The organism is Bacillus sp. JJ1566 (genome assembly GCF_036962685.1).
In the GTDB taxonomy this organism is placed as follows: Bacteria; Bacillota; Bacilli; order Bacillales; family Bacillaceae_L; genus Ferdinandcohnia.
The window spans coordinates 71,947-94,208 of the sequence record NZ_JBALOP010000025.1; the positions used below are offsets into that span (position 1 = coordinate 71,947).

The window sequence follows — 22,262 nt, forward strand, 5'->3', positions numbered from 1 at the left end:
GTCTTTGTGACCCACCTCGTGTGGGCCTAAAAAAATCGGGCGCAAATACGCCGAGGCGCATTTGATTGATTTTTGGAGGGACAATAGTGAAAACAACTATTTCAGAGGTTAATAAATATGTAGGTGAAGAGGTTATAATCGGTGCTTGGTTAGCGAATAAACGCTCAAGCGGAAAGATTGCCTTTTTACAGCTTCGTGATGGGACAGGCTTTATCCAGGGTGTCGTTGTAAAGGCGGAAGTGGATGAAGATGTATTCCTGAAAGCAAAATCAATTACACAAGAAACATCTTTATATGTTACGGGTGTTGTAAGGGAAGATGAAAGATCACCGTTTGGATATGAGCTTACGGTCACGAATATAGAAGTTATTCATGAGTCTGTCGATTATCCAATAACTCCAAAAGAGCATGGTACTGAGTTCTTAATGGACCATCGCCATTTATGGCTTCGTTCAAAAAGACAGCATGCCGTTATGAAAGTCCGTAATGAAATCATTCGTGCAACATACGAATTTTTCAATGATCATGGATTTGTAAAGGTTGATCCACCAATTTTAACAGGAAGTGCTCCTGAAGGAACAACCGAGCTTTTCCATACAAAATACTTTGACGAAGATGCATTTTTATCTCAAAGTGGACAGTTACACTTGGAAGCTGCAGCAATGGCTTTAGGAAAAGTGTTCTCTTTTGGTCCAACATTCCGTGCAGAAAAATCGAAAACAAGACGTCATTTAATTGAATTTTGGATGATTGAACCAGAAATGGCTTTTACTGAACATGAAGAAAGCTTAAAAGTACAAGAGGAATATGTTTCTCACCTTGTACAATCTGTTTTGAAGAATTGTGAATTAGAATTAAAAACCTTAGGTCGAGATGTTTCTAAGCTTGAAAATATAAAAGCACCGTTTCCACGCATTTCTTACGATGATGCCATCACATTCTTAAATGAAAAAGGCTTTGATGACATTAAGTGGGGCGATGATTTTGGTGCTCCGCATGAAACGGCGATTGCAGAAAGCTATGACAAACCAGTATTTATTACAAATTATCCGAAAGATATTAAATCATTCTATATGCAACCAGCACCAGACCGCGATGATGTAGTTTTATGTGCTGACTTAATTGCTCCTGAAGGCTATGGTGAGATCATTGGTGGGTCTGAAAGAATTCATGACTACGACCTATTAAAACAGCAGCTTGAAGCGCATGGCCTAACGAGTGGCGCATATGAATGGTATTTGGAATTACGTAAATACGGTTCCGTTCCACATTCAGGCTTTGGATTAGGGCTAGAAAGAACAGTTGCATGGATTAGTGGCGTTGAACATGTACGTGAAACAATTCCATTCCCACGTCTACTTAACCGTCTATATCCATAGAAAAGCGCAAGGCACCCGCCTATCGACGACAAGCATAAGACGAGCGCTGACAGAAGGTGCATTTTACCTTCCGAAGCGATTGGCTTATGACCTCTAGCCGATGGTGCCTGGAGCTAGACATAAAACAACGATAGGGACTTTCCTAATAGGAAAGTCTCTTTCATTTATGGGCAAACATCAAGCCAAATATTTCTTTATACCCCTATTTTTTGGTCTCATGGTATACTAGGTGAAGAAGAGGTGTTTATACATGAAAATGGATAAATTAGTTGATTTATTCGAACAAGGCAGTATTTCAATTCCGAAAATGTTAATGTCCTCGTATCGACAGCTACAGTTAAATGAAGAGGAAATGATGGTCCTATTCCATATCTTAACCTTTATGGACAGTGGAAATTTCTTTCCCACACCAATTGAAATCTCAAATCGCATGACAATTACAGAAGAAAAATGTATGGAAATTCTACGTCAGCTCATTCAACGTGGATATTTAGAAATAAATGAAGGAAACGACGAAAATCGAATTATCTACGAAAAATACTCAATACGGCCATTATGGGAGAAAATGCTTCAGCATTTCGTTCAACAAAACTTAAACGAAGAAAAAGAACACGAGAAGCAGCAAGAAAAAGACTTATATAGCATTTTTGAACAAGAATTTGGACGCCCACTCTCACCCTTTGAATGTGAATCATTAGCGATGTGGTTCGACCAAGATCACCACGATCCAACAATCATAAAAGCAGCTTTACGTGAGGCTGTCATGTCTGGAAAACTTAATTTCCGTTATATCGACCGAATCCTATTTGAATGGAAAAAGAACGGCATCCGCACGATTGAACAAGCCCAAAACCATTCCCAAAAGTTTCGCCAATATCAACATAAGCAAAAACAAACGGAGCAAGCGCAACAAGGAAATTATAAACGGACCATTCCATTTTATAATTGGTTAGAAAATTAAAATAGGTGATAAATAATGCTAAACAAACAACAAATACGTTTTTGTCTTGACACAATGGGGGAAATGTTCCCTGATGCCCATTGTGAGCTAAATCATAAAAATCCGTTTGAATTAGTGATTGCTGTTGCATTATCCGCTCAATGTACAGACGCATTGGTAAATAAAGTAACGGCCTCTCTTTTTGAAAAATACAAAACCCCTGAAGATTATTTGGCGGTTTCACTTGAAGAACTTCAAAATGATATTCGTTCCATCGGTCTTTATCGAAATAAGGCCAAAAATATACGTAACTTATGTCAAATGTTAATTGAAGACTATGGAGGAATCCTGCCACAAGACCGTGATGAATTAACAAAATTCCCGGGAGTTGGTAGAAAAACGGCAAATGTGGTTGTCTCAGTTGCATTTGGAATTCCTGCTATTGCAGTGGATACACATGTAGAAAGAGTCAGCAAGAGACTAGGGTTTTGTAGATGGAAGGACTCTGTTTTAGAGGTCGAGAAGACTTTGATGAAAAAAGTCCCTGAGGAAGAATGGTCTCCAACGCATCATCGGATGATCTTTTTTGGAAGATACCATTGTAAAGCTCAAAATCCCCAATGTGAAATTTGTCCGCTCCTTGATGTTTGTAGGGAAGGGAAAAAGCGTATGAAGGGGAAAGAGAAGGTTGGATAATGAAAAAATCATATCTGCAATCAAGGAGAAATGGGATGCTCGTAACGAACATTTAACGCTCCTTTTCAGAAACAGAGATAAAGCAGCCATAGTGGACCCAATGGAAGAAGCTATTGATGACTTTTTAACCCTATTATTTTTAACGAATGGAAAAATAACACCGGATAAAAACTTGCTCCAAGAGAGCATCAAAGGCTTAAATTATAAACCGATAAATCTAGAAGAACGTTTTTCGTTTATTTTAAAGAAGCCAAATCAGTATCACTCATTCATTCAATTAAATGAACTTTATCAAGAAGTATTAAAGCTTTATGCAAAACTGAAAATCCTTTCGTATAAAAAATAACGCACAGTCAACTGTGCGTTATTTTTGTTCTTATTGTCGATCACCGTTGCTAGGTGGGAGAGGAGGGAAGATTGGTACACCACCATCACCTTCTCCAGTTCCTTCACCATTTCCTTCACCATTTCCTTCACCATTTCCTTCACCGTCAGTACCTCCACCGTTTTCGCCGCCATTGCCGTTTCCATTCCCATTCCCGTTACCTGGATTTACAGGAGGTAGTGGAATTTCAATTTCTTCTTCTGGCGGTTCAGGTATTTCAGTCGTATTTGTAGCAGGGTCACTGCGTTTTTCAGGATTTTCATCATTTACTGCTGTTACAGTGAATTTGTATATAGCACCTGGTATTGCTTCGGTTACCGTATAGGTTAGTTCTTTCGTTGTTGTCAGAACTTTTGCAGGGCCTTCGTCAATTGATACACTAACCTCAAAGCTATTTCCTTCAATTTCACCTTCGGCGTATGCCCAAGTTAAATTGATTTGATTCGTTACTTGGTCATACATCACATCAAGGTTCGATGGAGCATTTAACTTATCGTATTTATCAGACACCTCAGTTGGCTCTGTACCTTTTATGAAATATTCATAGACAATTTCTTCTTTTGGTGTAAATTCGCTTGGAAGCTTCGCAGGATCAGAACCTTTTTCGACACCGACCTTAACAACTGTTTTAGGCATTACGAAATCCTCTGCTTCCTTTCCTTCAGAAAGTTTCGTAATGATGTTGCTGAATAATTTTAGTGCTAAGCTTTGTTCAGCAGGCATAACTGGATCTTTGTTACTGCTATATCCCGTCCAAATGGAAACTGTGTAGCTTGGTGTGTAGCCACTATACCAAATGTCTGGAACGCCGCCAGCAGGAATATTATAGTCTTTAATCTCTTTTGCAGTGTAATTTGTTGTGCCTGTTTTACCGGCAATTTGTAACCCCGAAACATCGTATCTTCGTCCAGAACCAAAATCCATTACCGATTTCAACATGTCGGTAAGCATGAAAGCTGTTGCTTCAGACATTGCTTTCTCAGGCTCAGGTGCAAGAACAACTTCTCGATTATCCGGAAAGACAATTTTATTCACTGCATGCGGTTTTATAAAGTTTCCTTGGTTACCGAATGCTGCATAAGCACCAGCCATTTCAATAGGAGAAATACCACTTGACGTTCCACCAATTGAATATGCTTCATTAATTCTTCCTTCAAATGAAATTCCAAGCCCATTAGCAAATTCCGTTGCTTTTTCCACTCCAACCTCTTGGAATGTTTTAAGTGCAGGAATGTTCCTTGAATGAGCTAAAGCAACTCTTGCTGTAATTTGTCCCATATATTTTCTATCATGATTGTTGATAGGGGTTTTGTTTTTATCCGAATAAGTGTATGGCTCATCCTTAATTTGATGGTAGGTTGACCACTTTAAATATTCAATCGCAGGACCATAATCTAAAATCGGCTTAATTGTTGAACCAGGTTGGTTATCGGATTCAAGCGCAAAGTTTCTGCGTGTATTTTGTGCTTGATTTCTTCCACCACCAATTGCTCTAATTTCACCTGTTTTCGTATCTACAATGGCGATACCTGCCTGAAATTGATCATCCGGAAATTGAATATCTGGATTTTCATTAGCTAATAATGAATCTACATGTGCTTGTGCCTCAGGATCAAAAGTTGTATAAATCTTCACCCCAGCATTATACACATCGATATCACTATATTCTTTAAGCTCAAGTTTTATTTGGTCCATGAAAGAATCGATTGGATGTGATTGTTCTGTTGATTCCACGAGTGTAGATTGAATTGGAACCTTTTTAGCTGTATCAGCTTGTTCTTTCGTTATGAATTCATGTCTAACCATTAGGTTTAAGACGACATTTCGACGGTTTTCTGCTTTCTCAGGGTTGACAAAAGGGTTATAGATTCCTGGGTTTTGTCCAAGCCCTGCTATAAAAGCAGCTTCGTGAAGCTCGAGTTCATCCAGTGGTTTACCAAAATATAATTCGGCTGCTTTGGCAACACCATATGTGTTACCGACACCGTAATATATTTTATTTAAATACATCTCAAGAATTTCATCTTTTGAGTATTTACGTTCTAATTGAAAAGCAAGCCATAGCTCCTGCGCTTTTCTTGTGAGCTTTTTTTGCCCCTCCTCAAAAAAGGAATTCTTAATAACTTGCTGTGAAATGGTACTTGCACCTTCTGCACCAAATCCATTGGTGATATTTGCGACAACAGCCCCACCAAGGCGGATAACATCTAGGCCGTGGTGTTCATAAAAACGTGCATCTTCAACAGCTATTACGGCATTTTTTAAATTCTCAGGTATTTGATTAAGAGGGACATGAGTCCGTTTTTCCGCTCCGAATTCATATATTTTATTTCCATTCATATCGTAAACCTTAGAAGAAAGTGGGTCCTTCAGTAGGGATTCATCCAATTTTGGAGCGCCACTTGCCATAACGAAGAATGTAGTAGCACCGGCTACCATACCAATAATTCCAATTAATAGGATCACTAATAAGATTCGTTTAAATATTGAACCCTTTGATTTTTTTCTCTTTTTATTCTTTTGATTTGCATGTCGACGTGCTTCACGTGATTGATATTTTTCAGACATACTTAGTTCCTGCCTTTCAATACTTTCCTACTATATGACGTATTTTAGTTAGGATAGGTTTCATTCTTAGCATAATTTGCTATTCTGGTTAAAAGTAAAGCTTGTCAATAACCTTAATATAATCAATTCTCGGACGATAGCCAATAGCTAATTGATGGCCAACCGTTTCGACCTCTTGTTTCGTAATTGATTTTCTACCATTTTTATTTTTTCGTTCCCAAAAGGTCAAAAGATGTTTTGCATCAAGTAAATAAATTTCATCAAATGTTGTAAAGCGTAAGATCACAAAGCAAATCCCATCCTGTTTTAAACAATCGGACATATGCTTGATTTGGTGGTCGTGAAAATTTTGGAGTGGGAAGGAGGTTTTGTTTTTTGTTTCCTTCGCCTCAAAATCAATATAACGGCCTTTGTATATGCCATTATAGTCCGTAGTCGATGCTTGTTTAAAATAGGCTTCCTTTATTACTGCAGCACTTCGTTTTGGGTAATCTACATTTACGATTTGTACAGGTGTTGGTTTTTTATGAATAACGGCGATTTCCTGTTCTAAATAATATTGATTCGTTTCATTGAGATCTTCCTCTAATGTCATTCCACGATTCCCATATATTCTTTGCTTGAGATGTGGTTTGTTTTTTACCTGCTGGGGCTTATATAATTTCCCATTCGGATAACGAAACTCCATTCTCCCATCCCCCTTAAGACAACTATTATACCAAAAATGTAGGTTAAATAGTTTAACGAATTTTAAACAGTTGGTAATAGGCTACAGAGTAACATTCACTATACCATACTATTCGGCGTAAAATATACTTTTGAGGGCGTGCAGACCGATTGGTTGGATACACTAAGAAAGAAGAGGTGTACATGTATGAGCGACGTTACTAAAATAGAAAAAATGGTAAATGAACGGCGAAACCGGGAAATTCAATTCACAATAGAGGAAAAAGAACTTTATAATGAGATTGAGTCAAAAACGGTAAAGAGAAACCTTGATAATATTTCACGTACCAAAGCCTATACAAGCTTCTATCGACGGCATAATGAGATTAGGTGGTCATTTTTAGCAAGTCAGGTATCAAGGAATGCTGGCTGGAATATGACGGATCTTGAAGGAGAGTGGTTTTCGAAGGTACTCAGCAAAAAAGAGAGAAACGTTCTGTTCCATACTTATGAACGGGCAAACTGGCTTATTTTTTCCGATGCCTATCCACAACTCCTAGTATACGAATATTCAAAGAGGCAGGGGAAGCCACTCTTTCACTTACTAAAAATGTTTTCGGTATCCCGATTTATTGAAGTAGAATGGGAGTATTACTGGAGGCATCGAGAAGGAAATCGGTTAGTAACCGCTCAAATCATCAATGAACAAAATATCATCCAAAAACCAGTGATTGAGCACCCATTTTATCGAAAAAAGGTATTTCAACGATTTTTTTACAATATCCAGGATTTTTTTCACTTTAGTTCTGTCATTTTTCCAACACTCGAGGGAAGATTATTCGGTTTTTCTGTTCAGCAATTTACGAAGCTTGATGAAAGAATAAAACTCGGTAAAAAGCTAGCATCCCTGTTATTTCATGTCGATTATTATGATCGTTTTATCAGATTTTCAAACGAAGTTGAGCATACTGGCTCAAGATTTGATTATGAACGATATGTTGCGGAAAGAAGATTTCGCAATACCCCATTTTTACGCACTACATATCCAATAATTAAGCATAACAGAGATCAAACCCCTGATTGGTATAATGGAAAAGTAAAAGAAAAGTGGTTTAACGAAATCAAGCTTTGTGACCAATTTGAGCTTACAAATTGGTTCTTAAAAAAGCAAAAGCAAATGCAAGCGGGTATTTTAATAGAGGAATTATTACGAAAAAACAAAGGCTGAACAATCAGCCTTTGTATGTATATTTTAGATGTCTAGCTCAGGCGCCATCGGCTCTCAGGTCTAAGCCAATCGCTTCGGAAGGTAAAAAACACCTTCTGTCAGCGTTTGTCTTATGCTTGACTTGGACAGGAAGTGCTGACATCGACGTTCGCCACAGGACGTGGCGGTACTTAGTCGATGTTCCTCTATCCGTGCGCCTAGCGCTTTTCTTAGGTTGATGGTCGATTAGGTCCTTCAAGTTTTTTGTTTCCATAACCAGGAGCTGTCTCTTCATTACGTTCTTGTTTATTTTTCTTTTTATCCTTCTTTGCCATGGAACCTTCACCTCCTGCTAGTAGTGTGAGCATTTTTCTTTATTACCATTCTAAAAAGTATGAAAGTGTTGTCGAAAAAGGAGAGAAGTGATAGGGGAAATCCACTTTCTTTGACGAATGAAAACTAGTTTTGTCAAGCGTGCAGGAGGAAAATTTTCCACGTCGAAACTACTTAAAAAGACCGTTTAGGAGGATGGATATGTTGAAGGATGAACTGAAGACGAAAGTACATGTTCTTGATGATATTGACCAATTGCTTTTTACGCTAAACAAGATTGATATGCAAATCAAGACAGAGGTGGATAAGTATATTCATGAGGAAGGACATCAACATATTAATCAATTAAAGCAACTTGAAAATGAGCTTATCTCTTTACGTAAGGCGTATCGTAATCAAAATGCTGAACAAGCCGTGCAATCTGAAAAGGAGCATTCCTATCACTTAACATTAAGCTATTAAAGCGGTATGATAGATGTTGAGGTGAGAGAATGTATACGGAACTATTAGCGAAGACAAATAGGCTAAAGGATCTCTGTGATCAGTCCATTAACCGATTAGAGGATGTCAAGGATAATGAATCATATGTTGCGGACTTTTATCAAGAAGTCAAGCCATTTGTGGACGATACAATGGAAATTGCGGACAGCTGGAGAGAATTAGCGATTGAATGGATCAAAAAAGAATTCCCCAAAAATCTTCATCCAAATCAGATTGATGCTACCCATGAAAACATACAGCATATCTCGATTCAAAGCTTTTACCGGGATACAAAAGTCAAACGCTTTAAAAATATGTACGAATCAATCCAGTACGTACTTGATAACATCCTTGAGAAGGTAACAATCCTTAAATAAGCCTTTCGTTGAAAGATACCCTTATATAATTGGTATCTTTTTTGTTTGAACATATAACCCAGTTTTTACATATTCTAAAGAAAAAGAACATTACAGGAGGTTTGTTCCACATGTATCAGTATAATCGCAGGAACAAAGCTGTCAGACCTTATGGAAATTCGTGGCCATTTTATGGGCAGCCTACCTATCAACAATTTTATGGTGGAGGGTATCAATCCGGGTGGAATCAATACTCTCCTCCTTCCTACATGCATTATAATTTGAACAGTTATCCTGGTTATTCATCATACGGGTATCAAGCACCATTCCAAACCCCATATCCGACAGGAATGGGTCAGACGCAGCAAAAAGGGGGAGGGACCATCCTCAATCAATTTAAGAAAAAGGATGGAACCTATGATATCAATAAAATGATGGACACAGCGGGTCAAATGGTAGGGGCTGTAAACCAGGTTAACTCAATCGTAAAAGGCCTAACGAAAACATTCAAGGTATAGAGGCTAAAACGAAAAGAAAGCTGAAGATAATATGACAGCTTTCTTTTTACATAGGGTTATTTATTTTTCTTTTGTTCATCATATTGTTTTGCTAATAGCTGTAATGCTTCATTATAGGATAATCCCGAATTCGCATTGAGACGTTTAACTTCCTCGACGTCTGTATCTGAGTATTGCTTCGTATTAAATCCTTTTGCCATCTAATCCACCTTTTCTATAGCAATTCATAAACTTCATTCAATTGATTCACACGTTTAAAATCTTTTTCATCCATTGCATAATTAATTTCATCAGGAAGAATCTTATTTAAAAACTCGATTTCTTCCTCATCTAAATCTCTAACCAATGCTTCCTCAGTGCGGTATTGGTTATTAATCATTTTTGTAAGGATGGCACGACTTATTTTATTTTCATCGCCATAATTTGAAATCGACTCAATTAAATACCCTAGCGTTTTGTCCATGATTGATCACCATTTCATTATTAGGATTCTTCGAAAAAAGATGTAAATTCCTCTTCATTTGTTTCAGATTCTTTATAATACGGGTTGTCCTCAGTTGCATTTTTAGGATCGAGATTCGTTTTAATAACGAGAATAGGCTCATCACTAGCTTCCGCAATAATCCTGTCATTCAGTTCTTTAAAATCAGGTAAATTTTGATTGCCAGGCTTCTTGTCCACAATTACACCTCCTAGCCATATCATGCTAATCTTCTATGCAAAGTATGTAAATTTGGATATAAAAAGAGAGACTAAAGTCAATGTACTCTAGTCTCGCATATATATTATATGAACAGTTCATCCTCTAAGCTTTCAGGATTGACAATGATATTACTTTTTTCATCTACTACTACGATATCTTTTTTCTTTAATTTGGTTAATGTTCTACTAACCGTTTCGCGGGTTGTACCGATCATATTTGCTAAATCCTTGTTTGTGAATTGTGTAGTAATCATAATTTTACCGTCTTGCATCTTTTGGCCGTCCGTATTACATAGGCGCAATATCAGCTTAATGATTTGCTCGTATGTATTATTTAATATTTGTGCCTCCAATCGATTTTGAAGGTCTACTATTTTTTCACCCATCACTTTAAAAAGCTTAATGCAAACCTGTGGATGCTGTAAAAGTACATTTTCAAAATGAGAAATTGAAATAACAACAGCCTTCGTGTCCTCCATTACTAAAGCATAAGCGGGGTAGTTTCCTTTACGGAAAAAACCGACATGGGGGAACATATCCCCATCCTTTTGGACGGTTACAATTTGTTCTTTTCCATTTATATCATTTTTATATATTTTTACTTTTCCTTTAAAGATAAAATAAACATTCTCCAACGGATCATCCTGCATAAAAACATGTGTGGCCCTTTTATATTGACGGTATTGAGCAATGTTTACTATCTCATTTAACTCATTGCTCGTTAATTCTTTAAAAAGTGGTACCGTTCGTAAAACCTCAGCTATTTCAATCCGATTCATATGTATTCACTCCATATCTCACTATTATCTTAAGTGTACCAAACTACTAGATTATAGGTAAAGCATTACCAGATTTCAGCCGCTAGAATTTATCAGGTTAAAAGGTCGTTGTATTAAAGTATGAAAGGAAAACTAGTCCTAATCACTTAATTAAAAAAGAAATTTACGTCTAATGTAATATTTTCTCGGTTTTATTTATAGATTTAATGTAGAAATCAAAATGGTTTCAATAAAATACTATAGGGGGTCAATCGTTTGAAAAGGAAGCTTTCAGTTGGATTGGTATTATTGCTTTCTATCTTTTTAGGTTTATCTGGTTGTTTTAGTGGAGAAACAACAACGAATGAACCAGAAAAACCAACAACTCCTAGTGAGGAAGGTAAAGAGAACGGTCAGGAAGCATCTGGACCAAAGATTCTTCGTTTAAATAATAACGAAGAGCCTGGTTCATTACACCCAGGGACAGCACAAGGAACACATGATTCATGGATTCTTGAGCATGCATTTGAAGGATTAACAAAGAAGACTCCTGAAGGAGAAATCGTAGCAGGAATGGCTGAATCTTGGGAGCCGAGTGAGGATGGCTTAACATGGAAATTCAAGCTTCGTAGTGATGCAAAATGGTCGAATGGTGACCCGGTTACCGCTCATGACTTTGAATATGCATGGAAGTATGCCCTAAATCCAGAAACTGCGTCTACATATGCATATCAACTCTATTATTTAGAGGGTGGAGAAGCGTATAACTCTGCAGAAGAGGGTGCGGATTTAGCTGCACTAGAAGCTGCAGTCGGTGTAAAAGCTGTGGATGATACAACATTAGAGGTTAAGCTTGCACAGCCAACACCTTATTTCTTAGATTTAACATCCTTCTACACGTATTATCCAATTAATAAGGCTGTTCAGGAGTCAAATCCAGAATGGTACCAGGAAGCAGATTCCTATGTATCAAATGGTGCATTTAAATTGACAGAGTGGAAGCATAAAGAAAGCATGAAGCTTGCAAAGAACGAAAACTATTATGACAAAGACAAAATTAATTTAGATGAAGTTCATTTCGCCATTATCGATGATGAGAATACATCATGGCAAATGTATCAATCAGATGAATTGGATTTAGTGTATCCATTACCACAGGATGTCATTGGTCAATTAAAGGATCAAAATAATCCTGAGTTCCAGATTGGAACAGACCTTGCTGTTTATTACTATAATTTAAACACAGAGAAGAAGCCATTTAATAATGTAAAGATTCGTAAAGCGTTATCCATGGCAATTGATCGTGAAACGATTGTAGAGCATGTGGCACAAGGTGGTCAACAAGCTGCATATTCGGTAGTGCCGCCAGGAATCCCTGATGTTTCAGGTGATTATCAAGAAAATTCTGGTAAATTATTTGAAGCAAATATTGAAGAAGCGAAAAAGTTAATGGAAGAGGGCTTGGCTGAGGAAGGTCTTGATAAGTTTCCAGCCGTAACATTAACTTACAATACGTCAGATGGCCATAAGATGATTGCGGAAGCTGTTCAGGAGATGTGGCGTAAAAATCTTGGTGTCGAAATTACGTTAGAAAACGTTGAGTTCCAAGTAAAGCTTGACCGTGAAAAAGCAGGTGATTATGAAATTTCCAGAGCGGGTTGGGTTGGTGACTATGTAGATCCAATGACATTTATGGACCTTTGGGTAACAGATGGACCATATAATGATGCGAACTGGGGCAATGCTGAGTACGACAAGCTTGTTAACCTAGCGAAAACAACAATGAATCAAGAAGATCGCATGAAGGCCATGCATGATGCTGAAAAAATCCTAATGGATGAGATGCCAGTAATCCCTGTTTATTTCTATACAAAACCATTTACTGTGAAGCCACATGTAACAGGTATTTACACACCAATCAATAGTTATCCTCAGTTCATTTATGCAGATATCAAAAACTAGGTAATAACAAAAGCGCAAGCGCCTTGGTCAGCCTCGACAAGCATAAGAAAAGCTGGCGAGAAGGATGTACTTTATCCTTCTTGACAGATTGGCTAGACCAGAGAGGCTAGGCGCTGGAGCTGGACTTGGATACACCCATTAAAAGGTATCCACCACGATAATTTTTATAATTTCTTAGACCACTAGGAAATCGAGGTATGCTGGGAACCAGCATACCCGATTTTTACTTGTCCATGATGTGCTCAAGGCCTAAGTTCGCCACAAAACGTGGCAGTTAGAAGTAGACAAACCTTTAAATAAGGGGGATTACATGCTTAAGTATATTGGAAAACGAATAGTCCTTGCAGTTGTAACCCTTTGGGTAATTATCACACTAACTTTCATCTTAATGCATAGTATTCCTGGAAACCCATTTGCCCAAGAAGGAACAATGCCAGAGGCAGTTTATAATAATCTTCAAAGCTATTATAATTTGGACAAACCTTTACTCGTACAATATGGTCTTTATTTACTTTCTATTCTACAGTTTGATTTCGGACCTTCTTATAAATCTTCAACTTTAACAGTGAATGACTTAATCGTAAATGGCTTTCCTGTTTCCTTGCATTTAGGAACACAGGCCTTACTGTTTGCGATTCCGCTTGGATTGTTATTTGGAATTATTGCAGCCCTTTATCGGAATCGATGGCCAGATTACTCATCTATGATTCTTGCAATCATCGGGATTTCGGTTCCTAACTTTATTCTTGCAACCTTTCTTATCAATTACTTAGCAGTTGAGTTGCGATGGTTCCCAGTTGCAACCTGGAAATCCTGGTCCCATACGGTGCTCCCGTCTCTGTCACTAGCGATGATGCCAATGGCTTTTATTGCAAGATTAATGAGGTCAAGCATGCTAGAGGTGATGAGTCAGGATTATATTTTAACGGCAAAAGCAAAAGGTATCAAAAAAGGTGCAATCATATTGAAGCATGCCATTCGAAACGCTATTCTGCCGGTCGTTACAATTGTCGGGATTTTGATTGCGAATATTGTAACAGGGAGCTTTATTATTGAAAAAATATTTGGTATCCCGGGTATGGGAGAAATGTTTGTAACAAGTATTTTTAATCGGGATTACCCTGTTATTCTCGGTTCGACGATTTTTTATTCAGCCATCCTCATTCTGTTTATTCTCATTGTTGATATCGCCTATACGTGGATTGATCCAAGAATTAAAGTAACGGGGGAGAGCAAATGAAAAATCAACCAAATCTTACAGAAGACATGTTTGCACCTGTTGAACAGAAATTTGAGGAAGCTGAAAAAATTGCGAGACCAAGCATTTCATATTGGAAGGATGTATGGAATCGGTTAATAGAAAACAAATTAGCGATGCTTGGGCTCATTATCATCATTGTGATTGGAGTCCTGGCGATTATCGGACCTTATTTAAACGGATACACGTATTATGAGCAAGATTTTACAAAGAAGAACCTCCGTCCGAATGCGGAGCATTGGTTTGGGACAGATGCATCTGGAAGAGATTTGTTTACACGTGCATGGTATGGTGCAAGGATTTCGTTGTTTATTGGACTAATGGCAGCTTTAATTGATTTTGTAGCCGGGATTATTTATGGAGGCATTTCCGGTATACGTGGCGGTAGAACGGATAACATCATGATGAGAATCGCGGAAGTACTCTATGCCATTCCATACTTATTAATGGTTATTTTGGTCATGATTGTCCTAGAAAGAGGAATATGGGCTATTATTATTGCGATGTCGATAACAGGATGGATACCAATGGCGAGACTTGTTCGAGGGCAAGTACTCCAACTGAAGGAATATGAATATGTTCAAGCAGCAAATGCAATGGGAGCAAAAACCTCATGGATTTTGAGTAGACATATGATTCCTAATACGATGGGACCGATTTTAGTAAACGTAACATTAACCGTTCCAACTGCTATTTTTGCAGAAGCGACACTTAGCTTTTTAGGCCTTGGGATACCCGCTCCACAGGCAAGCTGGGGAACTATGGCAAATGATGCATTAGGTAGTATATTAATTGGGAATTTCTATCAATTATTTTTCCCAGCGTTTCTCATCTCGCTGACAATGTTTGCTTTTAATGTGTTCGGAGATGGACTAAGAGATGCACTCGATCCGAAATTACGGAAATAGATTGACGAAAGGGATGAGTAGTAGTTGGAAAATATATTAGAAGTCAATGATCTGCATGTTTCGTTTGATACAAGTGCTGGGAAAGTAAAGGCAGTTCGAGGTGTTTCCTTCTCTGTTGAAAAAGGGGAAGCCATTGCAATCGTTGGTGAATCGGGCTGTGGTAAAAGTGTGACCGCCAAATCTATTATGCGACTTCTTCCGTCCCCACAAGCAAAAATTGAAAAGGGCTCTATCATGTTGAATGGAGAAAACATTGTTCGAAAATCAGAAAAAGCGATGGAGAAAATAAGAGGGAATGAGATTGGGATGATTTTTCAGGATCCAATGACATCGTTAAACCCAACGACAAAAATTGGGATCCAAATAGCAGAAGGGATTATTCGACATACAAAGATTCCAAAAAAGAAGGCGCTTGAACATGCTGTAAAAATGCTTGAAATCGTAGGTATTCCACAGCCTGAAAAGCGAATTCATCAATATCCCCATGAATTTTCTGGTGGAATGAGGCAGCGGGTGATGATTGCAATCGCCCTTGCTTGCAAGCCGAAGCTTTTAATTGCGGATGAGCCGACAACAGCGCTAGATGTGACCATTCAAGCTCAAATTTTGCAGCTAATGAAGGAATTGCAGACTAAAACGAATACTTCAATTATTTTAATTACGCATGACCTTGGTGTTGTAGCTGAAATGTGTAGCAAGGTTGTTGTGATGTATGCAGGCGAAATCGTGGAAACGGGCAGTGTCGGAGAAATCTTTTCTAATCCGACTCATCCGTATACAAAGGGATTGTTAAAATCAGTACCTCGACTGGATATGGATAAGCATGAAAAATTATCCACCATTACGGGTACCCCTCCGGATTTACTTGACCCACCAAAGGGCTGTTCATTTTATCCGAGATGTGAAAGGGCAATGAAAATTTGTGCAGAACATAAACCGGAATTTGAAGGTGTTAGCCCGACGCAGTACAGCTCATGTTGGCTAAATCATCCGATGGCTAAAAAACGAACGAATTTCGTCTAAGGAGGAAGTCGAAAAGTGGCTGCAAAAACAGAAAAATTGCTAGAAGTGAAAAATATGAAAAAATACTTTCCGATTCAAAAGAAGCCGCTAAAAGCGGTTGATGATTTAAATTTAATCATCAATAAAGGCGAAACAGTTGGTCTGGTAGGTGAAAGCGGCTGCGGTAAATCGACAGCAGGAAAAACGATTATTCGGTTAATCGAACCAACAGCCGGCGAGGTTTTCTTTGAAGGGAAAAATATTTATGAGTTTAATCAGAGGCAAATGAAAAATCTGCGCAAGGATATGCAAATTATTTTCCAAGACCCATATGCTTCATTAAATCCACGAATGAAGATTGAGGATATTATTGGAGAGCCATTAGATATTCACCATCTTGCAAAAGGCAAAAAAAGAAAAGAGCGGGTGAAGGAGCTCTTAGAACTTGTCGGGCTTCGTTCAGAGCATGCTAATCGATTTCCGCACGAATTTAGTGGGGGACAAAGACAGAGGATAGGAATTGCAAGGGCACTGGCGCTTAATCCGAAATTTATTGTTTGTGATGAACCAATTTCAGCTTTGGATGTATCAATTCAGGCACAAATAGTTAATCTGTTAAAGAGCCTGCAGGAAAAAATGGACTTGACCTATTTATTTATTGCTCATGATTTATCTATGGTCAAATATATTTCAGACCGAATCCTCGTGATGTATTTAGGGAATATGGTTGAACTCTCGGATAGCGGGTCCCTATATGATGACCCACTTCATCCATACACAAAAGCTTTGTTGTCCGCAGTTCCAATCCCTGATCCAGCTGTGAAACGGGAGCGAATAGTTTTAGAAGGAGAGGTACCCAGTCCATTATCTCCACCATCGGGTTGTGTGTTCCGAACTAGATGTAAATATGTAATGGAACGATGTGCAGTTGAGATTCCAAAATGGAAAGAAGTAAAGCCATCCCACTTCACGGCTTGTCATTTATATGATGATTAACCCGTTGGTTTTACAAATATAGGTAGAAAGTGGTATAATATTTTCTAATAAAGATAAATTAATAATAATGCTTATTATAAGGAGTTTCTCATGGAAGCTTTCGCGTTAACGAAAATCCCAAAGGGCAAAGTTAACCGTAGTGGCGCTTAATAAGCGCTCTTAGAACGACCTTTTATAATAAGTTTTTTTATTGCAATGTTTCGTGCCAACCAAAACGAAGGAGATGATTTGAATGGCTTTTGGAAGAAGACCAGTCGAAGAAATTGTTACTGAGGAAACGAAGGTGTGGGAATGCACATCTGAGGAATGTAATGGATGGGTGCGAGATAATTTTAAGAGTACTACAGAGCCAACCTGTCCATTGTGTGGTTCTGAAATGGAGACAAACACAAGATTATTACAGGTTGTTAATAACCATAATAAGAGCTTTTTAGCATAGGATTAATACATGTTTCCTCCACTTTAGAAATTTTTTTATAAAACAGATTAAATTTTCGGTTATAAAATGATTTCCCTATGGACATAATAATTCATGCATTACCTTGCAACAATTTTTGTTGCATTACATAGGAGGAAACAAAATGGCACAAGGAAAAGTAAAATGGTTTAACAGTGAAAAAGGCTTTGGATTTATCGAAGTTGAAGGTGGAGACGATGTATTCGTACACTTCTCAGCAATCCAAGGCGATGGGTTCAAAACGTTAGAAGAAGGTCAGGAAGTATCTTTCGATATCGAAGAAGGAAGCCGAGGACCACAAGCCGCTAATGTTCAAAAAGTGTAACGAACCAAATATAAACCGTTCAAAACAGATTCTATTTTAGGATCTGTTTTTTGTTTGCACATAAAGATCAAAGACTAAGAACGCCACGTCCTGATGTCTTCGTCGTTGTGACCCACTTCGTGTGGGCCAAAAAACCCCCTGAGCTAAAAAAGTCAGGGGGTATTGCATTAATTTGTAGTAGCCTTAAGTGAAGCTGCTTTTTCAAGCGTTGGAACTCCTTTTCCTCGTACATCTACTCGTTTAATAAACAATGCTAAAACTAATGCTACAATATTAATGCCAAGGGCAACCAAGAAGGAATAATTGATTCCCGCAAGTAATGCTTGTTGACCAATAAGAGCCTGTGTGCTTTCAGTTATTATGGTTGGATCCATATTTGCTGCTAAACTTTCTCCTTCAGCTTTAGCCACATTATTCATGATTGTTACTAAAACTGCAGTCCCAATAGAACCAGAAACCTGTTGAGCGGTATTATTGATTGCTGTTCCATGTGGATATAGATGTGCGGGCAGCTGATTTAATCCGTTTGTCATAATCGGCATCATGACCATTGACATTCCAAACATACGAAGAGTGTACGCTGTAATGATATAGGAGTATGAAGAATCAATCTGTAATTGTGTTAATAAATAGGTTGACACTGCTGTAATGAGAAGACCACCAATTGATAGAAGGCGGGGACCAAATTTATCAAATAACTTACCGGTGATCGGTGACATAATTCCCATAACTATGGCACCAGGAAGCATCATTAACCCGGATTCGAAAGGCGATATTCCACGAACACTTTGTACATATGCGGGAGTTAGAATCATTCCTGAGAACATCGCTACCGCGTTAACAATTGCAATCACAGATGCTAGTGCAAACATTGGGTGTTTGTATGCCCGTAAATCAAGAATTGGTTTATCTATTTTTAATTGACGTAAGATAAATAAGATTAACGAAATCGCACCAATAATTAATGATGTTATTACAAGGGTATCTGTCCATCCATCATTGCTTACAGAACTGAATCCGTATAATAAACCACCAAACCCAAATGTTGATAAAATAACGGAAAGATGGTCAATTTTTGCACTTTTATTTACTTCCATCACGTTTTTAGATTTCCAAATTGCAAGTACTAAGCTTATCACTGCAAGAGGTATGATCATTTCAAATAATACGCGCCAATCATAATGTTCGACGATATACCCTGACAAAGTTGGACCGATTGCAGGAGCAGTAATCATAACCAATCCGAAAACACCCATTGCTGTACCGCGTTTTTCAAGCGGGAAACTAACTAGCATGATATTCATCAATAATGGTCCCATCACGGAAGAGCCTGCTGCTTGAACCATTCGTCCAGCAATTAACACACCAAAGTTTGGAGCGAATGCAGCCATAGCGGTACCAATTGTAAAAATAAGCATAGATGTAATAAATAGGCTTCTGTTAGAAAACCTTGTGATTAGGAACGCTGAAGCCGGAATTAAGACACCGCTAACTAGCATATACCCAGTTGCCAGCCATTGAACGGTTGAGTAATTTTCAATATTTAAATCAATCATAATAGATGGTAAGGCAACATTGAGTAATGAGTTATTTAAAAACGAAACAAATGCCCCAACAAAAAGTATTGCTAACATCACATATGGCGGCTTTTTTTCTTGGAATGTTGAATTCATTAATTTATCCCCTCAATTCATTCTTAAATTGTTACTCGAATGATTTTATACCACAAGTTCAATTTGTGCAATATATTTATACTTGAGGTATAATATTCTTGGGGAAGAAAATAAAATGGTTTCATGGAATAAAAAGGAAGTTTTGGAGGGCATATGAATAAGCGTAGGAGACGAGTGGCAGATGCTGCGTTAACATTATTTGTTGAAAAAGGATTTCAACAAACTTCGATACAAGATATTATTGATCATGCGAATATCTCAAAGGGTACTTTTTATAATTATTTCTCAAATAAAAATGACTGCATCGCTGAAATCTTAGAAGGACTACGATCTGATGCAAGCAAAATTCGAATGGAGATGCAGGTTGGAAAAGATGAGACAGACCGTACTGTTTTAATAGATCAAATTTCGATTTTGACCAAATTAAATCGGGAACGGAATCTTAATACTATTTTTGAAGCCATTTTGAATTCAAATGAGGTTGAGCTTAAAAAAATGGTGATGCATCATCGTATTCATGAATTGGAATGGCTGGCGAGACGATTTGTTGATGTCTATGGTGACAAAGTAAGAGATTTTGCGTTTGAACTTTCCATTCTCTTTTACGGAATGATGCATTATATCTTATTTACAATGAAAATAACGAATAGTTCACAATCGATACATAGGATAGTCGAGGTTTTGCTAACATATTTAGAGGCGATTATTCCAATTATGATTGATAAGGGGAGTACCTTGCTTGATCCTTCATCACTCCATTTTCTACAAGCAAGAATTGATCGAAAGGTTCTAACTCTTGATGAACTTTTAGATTTAGCAAAAAAATTAGAGCAAGAAGCAACATTCACAATCGATCAGCAAGATCTTTATGAAACGATTGTTACAGAATTGCAGCGGGAACGGATTCGAAAAAGTGTGCTACAGCCTTTGATAAAACCATTTCAGCAGTCTTTTGTACAGACAGAATTGGAAGTGCAGGTTAACACCTTTACAAATTTCCTTTGGTATTTTATAAGAATGCAATGATCCTAATAAGTAAAAGGGGTGTTTATGATTACGAATAGTAAAATGAGATGGAACTTTGACAACAGCTATACAGAGCTGCCTAGAGAATTATATACTAAAACAAATCCGACACATGTTCGCGAACCAGAATTAGTTGTCTTAAATAAAGAGCTAGCCGAATCACTTGGTTTAAGCGTAAAGGGCTTATTGGAGAACGGTATAGAGGTCTTTGCTGGAAATCGTATACCTAACGGTGCTGAACCTATTGCTCAAGCCTATGCTGGTCACCAGTTTGGACATTTTACAATGCTTGGAGACGGCCGTGCTGTGTTGCTCGGTGAACAGATAACACCTGTTGGAGAACGCTTTGATATTCAGTTAAAGGGTGCAGGTCGCACACCTTATTCACGCGGTGGCGATGGCCGTGCAGCAATTGGACCAATGCTGCGTGAATATATCATTAGTGAGGCTATGCATGGATTACGTATTCCGACGACCAGAAGCTTAGCTGTTGTGACCACAGGTGAGTCAATTTATCGAGAAACAGGTCTGCCTGGTGCAATTCTTACACGTGTTGCCTCAAGTCATATTCGAGTGGGTACATTTCAATTTATTACAGGTCTTGGAAAAGTAGATGAACTGCGAAGCTTAGCAAATTATACGATTGAACGTCATTATCCCGAAATTAAGGATGAGGAACACCCTCATCTAGCTCTCTTACGCGCGGTGATCAAACGTCAAGCAGCCTTAATTGCAAAATGGCAGCTGGTAGGTTTTATTCATGGTGTTATGAACACAGATAATATGGCGATAAGTGGAGAAACCATTGATTATGGTCCATGTGCATTTATGGATACATATGACCCGAAAACTGTGTTTAGTTCAATTGACACAGGAGGTCGCTATGCCTATGGTAACCAACCGTATATTGGGGGTTGGAATCTTGCTCGTTTCGCAGAAAGCTTATTGCCTTTACTTCATGAAAATGAGGAACAGGCACTTCAATTCGCACAAGATGAAATAACGAATTACAATGGGATTTATCAAGAATATTGGCTAAACGGAATGAGGGCAAAGCTTGGGTTATTCGATCAAGAGGATGAGGATAAGGAACTTATTGATGAACTCCTAGATTTGATGGAACAAAACGAACTAGATTTTACGAATACGTTCATTGATTTAACCTTCAATAACCTTGATAGTTTTTCTATTTGTAGGAACGATACTTTTAAAAATTGGCTGCAAAAATGGAAGGATAGACAAAAGAAACAGAAGAAAACAGACGAAGAGATAACGGAATTGATGCGGACATCGAATCCAGCAGTCATCCCGCGAAATCATCGTGTTGAAGAAGCACTGGAGGCGGCCACTGAAAGTGATTATAGTGTCATGGACAAACTTATAGACGTATTAAAAGATCCCTTTGCACATACACCATCGCAGGCTGAATATGCAAAGCTACCAGAAACTTCAAATAAACCATATCGAACATTTTGTGGAACTTAAATTAAAGGCACGCCTTTTGGGTGTGCTTTTTTGTGTCTAGCTTCAGCACCTAGCCCCTCGAGGTCATAAGCCAATCCGTCAAGAAGGATAAATGGCATCCTTCTCGCCGTCTTTTCTTATGCTTGTCGGGGCTGAGCGAGGTGCTTCCGCATTTCTTTTTTGTATGCTAAAAATACCAAATG

Annotated in this window: 24 protein-coding genes; 17 read left to right on the plus strand and 7 right to left on the minus strand. The window is 38.1% G+C overall.

All coding sequences use genetic code 11. The features are described 5' to 3' along the window. Nucleotides 1-86 precede the first annotated feature (86 nt). From asnS to V7112_RS10995, 4 genes are all read left to right on the plus strand, one after another. On the plus strand, nt 87-1,379 hold the full coding sequence (asnS, locus tag V7112_RS10980; RefSeq protein ID WP_335419063.1) for an asparagine--tRNA ligase: 1,293 nt from the start codon (nt 87-89) through the stop codon (nt 1,377-1,379). 250 nt (nt 1,380-1,629) lie between these two features. Beyond that, nucleotides 1,630-2,340, plus strand: coding sequence for a DnaD domain-containing protein (locus V7112_RS10985; RefSeq protein WP_335419066.1), 711 nt, complete (start codon nt 1,630-1,632; stop codon nt 2,338-2,340). Nucleotides 2,341-2,355: 15 nt separating this feature from the next. Beyond that, the gene (nth, locus tag V7112_RS10990) at nt 2,356-3,015 is read left to right on the plus strand and encodes an endonuclease III (RefSeq protein ID WP_335419069.1); all 660 of its coding nucleotides are present in this window, start codon (nt 2,356-2,358) and stop codon (nt 3,013-3,015) included. Continuing rightward, a complete protein-coding gene (locus tag V7112_RS10995; protein WP_335419072.1) occupies nt 3,008-3,361 on the plus strand; it encodes a YpoC family protein in 354 nt (117 codons plus the stop codon). Before nth ends, V7112_RS10995 begins: the two co-directional genes overlap by 8 nt. Nucleotides 3,362-3,391: 30 nt before the next feature. Here V7112_RS10995 and V7112_RS11000 read toward each other — a convergent pair whose 3' ends face one another. Both V7112_RS11000 and recU read right to left on the minus strand, forming a co-directional pair. Continuing rightward, nucleotides 3,392-5,968, minus strand: a complete 2,577-nt coding sequence (locus tag V7112_RS11000; protein WP_335419076.1) for a PBP1A family penicillin-binding protein — start codon at nt 5,966-5,968, stop codon at nt 3,392-3,394. Nucleotides 5,969-6,056: 88 nt separating this feature from the next. Further along, nucleotides 6,057-6,656, minus strand: a complete 600-nt coding sequence (gene recU / locus V7112_RS11005) for a Holliday junction resolvase RecU (RefSeq protein WP_335419079.1) — start codon at nt 6,654-6,656, stop codon at nt 6,057-6,059. Nucleotides 6,657-6,842: 186 nt separating this feature from the next. Here recU and V7112_RS11010 point away from each other — a divergent pair, with 186 nt between their 5' ends. The 4 genes from V7112_RS11010 (at nt 6,843) to V7112_RS11025 (ending at nt 9,528) form a co-directional block, all read left to right on the plus strand. Beyond that, nucleotides 6,843-7,862, plus strand: a complete 1,020-nt coding sequence (locus tag V7112_RS11010) for a DUF2515 domain-containing protein (protein ID WP_335419082.1) — start codon at nt 6,843-6,845, stop codon at nt 7,860-7,862. 513 nt (nt 7,863-8,375) lie between these two features. Beyond that, nucleotides 8,376-8,636, plus strand: coding sequence for a hypothetical protein (locus tag V7112_RS11015; RefSeq protein ID WP_335419085.1), 261 nt, complete (start codon nt 8,376-8,378; stop codon nt 8,634-8,636). Nucleotides 8,637-8,665: 29 nt separating this feature from the next. Further along, entirely contained in the window at nt 8,666-9,031 is a 366-nt protein-coding gene (locus V7112_RS11020; protein WP_335419088.1) for a YppE family protein, read from the plus strand. 110 nt (nt 9,032-9,141) lie between these two features. Continuing rightward, a complete protein-coding gene (locus V7112_RS11025; RefSeq protein ID WP_335419092.1) occupies nt 9,142-9,528 on the plus strand; it encodes a YppG family protein in 387 nt (128 codons plus the stop codon). Between the two features lie 56 nt (nt 9,529-9,584). Here V7112_RS11025 and V7112_RS11030 read toward each other — a convergent pair whose 3' ends face one another. The 4 genes from V7112_RS11030 to V7112_RS11045 form a co-directional block, all read right to left on the minus strand. Further along, nucleotides 9,585-9,728 carry a hypothetical protein gene (locus tag V7112_RS11030; protein WP_335419095.1) on the minus strand — a complete coding sequence of 48 codons (144 nt, stop codon included), beginning with the start codon at nt 9,726-9,728 and terminating at the stop codon, nt 9,585-9,587. Between the two features lie 14 nt (nt 9,729-9,742). Beyond that, entirely contained in the window at nt 9,743-9,991 is a 249-nt protein-coding gene (locus V7112_RS11035) for a sporulation protein (protein ID WP_335419098.1), read from the minus strand. A 20-nt stretch (nt 9,992-10,011) separates the two neighbouring features. Next, the gene (locus V7112_RS11040; protein ID WP_335419102.1) at nt 10,012-10,233 is read right to left on the minus strand and encodes a hypothetical protein; all 222 of its coding nucleotides are present in this window, start codon (nt 10,231-10,233) and stop codon (nt 10,012-10,014) included. An 80-nt stretch (nt 10,234-10,313) separates the two neighbouring features. Next, nucleotides 10,314-11,009 (minus strand): Crp/Fnr family transcriptional regulator, encoded by a 696-nt coding sequence (locus V7112_RS11045; protein WP_335419104.1) that lies wholly within the window; start codon nt 11,007-11,009, stop codon nt 10,314-10,316. 255 nt (nt 11,010-11,264) lie between these two features. Between V7112_RS11045 and V7112_RS11050 the strand changes: the two genes are divergently transcribed. The 7 genes from V7112_RS11050 (at nt 11,265) to cspD (ending at nt 17,896) form a co-directional block, all read left to right on the plus strand. Further along, nucleotides 11,265-12,950 carry a peptide ABC transporter substrate-binding protein gene (locus V7112_RS11050; protein ID WP_335419106.1) on the plus strand — a complete coding sequence of 562 codons (1,686 nt, stop codon included), beginning with the start codon at nt 11,265-11,267 and terminating at the stop codon, nt 12,948-12,950. A 310-nt stretch (nt 12,951-13,260) separates the two neighbouring features. Further along, nucleotides 13,261-14,190 (plus strand): ABC transporter permease, encoded by a 930-nt coding sequence (locus V7112_RS11055; RefSeq protein ID WP_335419108.1) that lies wholly within the window; start codon nt 13,261-13,263, stop codon nt 14,188-14,190. Further along, nucleotides 14,187-15,116, plus strand: a complete 930-nt coding sequence (locus V7112_RS11060) for an ABC transporter permease (protein WP_335419110.1) — start codon at nt 14,187-14,189, stop codon at nt 15,114-15,116. Before V7112_RS11055 ends, V7112_RS11060 begins: the two co-directional genes overlap by 4 nt. A gap of 24 nt (nt 15,117-15,140) precedes the next feature. After that, nucleotides 15,141-16,139, plus strand: a complete 999-nt coding sequence (locus V7112_RS11065; protein WP_335419113.1) for an ABC transporter ATP-binding protein — start codon at nt 15,141-15,143, stop codon at nt 16,137-16,139. A gap of 54 nt (nt 16,140-16,193) precedes the next feature. Beyond that, nucleotides 16,194-17,114, plus strand: a complete 921-nt coding sequence (locus V7112_RS11070; RefSeq protein ID WP_335419499.1) for an ABC transporter ATP-binding protein — start codon at nt 16,194-16,196, stop codon at nt 17,112-17,114. A 232-nt stretch (nt 17,115-17,346) separates the two neighbouring features. Further along, on the plus strand, nt 17,347-17,553 hold the full coding sequence (locus V7112_RS11075; protein WP_335419118.1) for a cold-shock protein: 207 nt from the start codon (nt 17,347-17,349) through the stop codon (nt 17,551-17,553). Between the two features lie 142 nt (nt 17,554-17,695). Beyond that, complete coding sequence (gene cspD, locus V7112_RS11080; RefSeq protein WP_077618554.1) at nt 17,696-17,896, plus strand: cold-shock protein CspD; 201 nt, start codon at nt 17,696-17,698, stop codon at nt 17,894-17,896. A gap of 167 nt (nt 17,897-18,063) precedes the next feature. Here cspD and V7112_RS11085 read toward each other — a convergent pair whose 3' ends face one another. Beyond that, entirely contained in the window at nt 18,064-19,569 is a 1,506-nt protein-coding gene (locus V7112_RS11085; protein ID WP_335419121.1) for an MDR family MFS transporter, read from the minus strand. A 153-nt stretch (nt 19,570-19,722) separates the two neighbouring features. Here V7112_RS11085 and V7112_RS11090 point away from each other — a divergent pair, with 153 nt between their 5' ends. Beyond that, nucleotides 19,723-20,595: a TetR/AcrR family transcriptional regulator gene (locus V7112_RS11090; protein ID WP_335419126.1), complete on the plus strand. Its 873-nt coding sequence runs from the start codon at nt 19,723-19,725 to the stop codon at nt 20,593-20,595. A 24-nt stretch (nt 20,596-20,619) separates the two neighbouring features. Next, nucleotides 20,620-22,080 carry a protein adenylyltransferase SelO gene (locus V7112_RS11095; protein WP_335419128.1) on the plus strand — a complete coding sequence of 487 codons (1,461 nt, stop codon included), beginning with the start codon at nt 20,620-20,622 and terminating at the stop codon, nt 22,078-22,080. The last annotated feature ends 182 nt before the right edge of the window (nt 22,081-22,262 follow it).